This window comes from Aeromonas sp. MaB10011B, assembly GCF_017939325.1.
GTDB classification, from domain to species: Bacteria; Pseudomonadota; Gammaproteobacteria; order Enterobacterales; family Aeromonadaceae; genus Aeromonas; species Aeromonas caviae.
Window position 1 is genome coordinate 1 of sequence record NZ_JAGKRK010000093.1, and the last position, 328, is coordinate 328.

At 47.3% G+C, this 328-nt stretch carries 1 pseudogene; it reads left to right on the forward strand.

The features are described from left to right. Window positions 1-200: 200 nt before the first annotated feature. Window positions 201-328 (forward strand): annotated as a pseudogene (locus J9893_RS20750) (IS200/IS605 family transposase); the annotation flags it as partial.

The following is a 328-nucleotide window of genomic DNA, read 5'->3' on the forward strand; positions in this document are numbered from 1 at the left end:
TTTTCGCCAGCATCCAGAATGCGTTTGGTTTCTGCCAGCCCGTGATTCCAGACATAACGAGCACAACCGCCCAACTGGCGCAGGCGTTGCGCTTGTTGTTCGGTCGGTTCGAGTCGGAATTTGTAGGCTTTCAGAATTTGCATTTATCGCTCAGTGTGTAGCATTATTGCCATATCTATTAAGCCCGATTGAGTGACAGAATGCAATTCACTAAAATTAATAAATCACGCCATGCGGCCTACGTTTTGCACGTACATTTGGTGTTTATCACCAAGTATCGAAAGCCGATATTGGGGGATCTGCATCACGCTTCCTTCGGTCAGTGTGC